Annotated in this window: 1 protein-coding gene and 1 pseudogene; both read left to right on the forward strand. The window is 71.6% G+C overall.

The window, feature by feature from the left end:
- Window positions 1-192, forward strand: a pseudogene (locus D7W79_RS42185) (peptidase MA family metallohydrolase); the annotation flags it as partial.
- A 182-nt stretch (window positions 193-374) separates the two neighbouring features.
- Window positions 375-917, forward strand: coding sequence for a hypothetical protein (locus tag D7W79_RS42190; RefSeq protein ID WP_171439271.1), 543 nt, complete (start codon window positions 375-377; stop codon window positions 915-917).
- The last annotated feature ends 124 nt before the right edge of the window (window positions 918-1,041 follow it).

Consider the following 1,041-nt stretch of genomic DNA (forward strand, 5'->3'; position numbering starts at 1 on the left):
GCTCCCGCCCAGCCGGAGGCCCTGGAGGGGGCGCCTGAGGCTCTGGAGTCGGCGCTGGAGTCGGGCGCTGGCCTGCCGGAAGCCCCGGAGGGCACGGACGCGGGGGACGAGGAGCCGGAGTCCTCCAGCGGCGAGTACGAGCTGGACGGCGAGTCCCCGTCAGGCCGCCCGCCCAAGCCGACGCTCCACTGAGAGTCGCGGTCTGCCCAGACAGGGAAGGTTCTTCCCCTGCTCCCGGCCTTTCAACATCCGCCCCGTAGGATTTACGTCCTCCGCCCTCCCTTCAGGGCAGGCCTGTTGCCCAAGTGGGCGGATTCATTGGGAACTGGCAACCGTCTGGCGTTGGCAAAGCCCTTGCTATGTCTTTGCTCGCGATGCGGACGACAACGGACATGGCGGCGGAGCGGGGACGGAAGAAGGCCGGGGCGGCCCGGGTCTTCAGCAGGCAGCCGGAGCGCATCGCGGCGCTGTGGCGGCGGATGCGGCTGGCGGCGCACGAGGGCCAGGGCGTTCCGGGCGCCAGCCTGCTGGACGGACTGGTGGAGCCCTTCGTCCGGGAGCTGGGGCTGACGCTGGAGGGCGTGGAGTCCAGCCCCTGGAGCCGCACCCGCGCGGTGCTGCGCCTGGCGCCGGAGCGTGGCGCGCGGGCCCTGCACGACGAGTTCGCACTGCTGCGGCGGTGCCTGGTGGACGCCCTGGAGGTCCTGGGCGGTGGGGACGCGGAGCGCCAGCGGATCAATCGCGCGCTCGACGAGGCCGTGGACAGCGCGGTGGCGCTGCTCCAGCGGATGGCGGACCCGAAGGCGGATGGTCCCCGGGTGCCGTTCGGCGGCCTGGTGGTGGAGTACTTCGAGCGGCCGTCTCATGCGCGCAAGGCCCCCGTGGGCCGTCGCGACGAGCGGTCCGCCATGCATTGAGAGGGATTGAACGGCGCGCAGGAGGCGCCAGGGTTTTGTCGTAAGGGTTTGCCGATCCGTCCGGCTTGACACTCCTCATTGAGGAAGGGTCCGGGGGCTGGCGGGAGGGTGCGCTGTCATGGAT

It is taken from the genome of Corallococcus exercitus (assembly GCF_003611585.1).
Taxonomy (GTDB): Bacteria; Myxococcota; Myxococcia; order Myxococcales; family Myxococcaceae; genus Corallococcus; species Corallococcus exercitus.

Excerpts from the sequence above, each read along its gene's own strand:
- D7W79_RS42190 (WP_171439271.1), top strand. The coding sequence starts at position 375 with ATGCGGACGACAACGGACATGGCGGCGGAGCGGGGACGGAAGAAGGCC.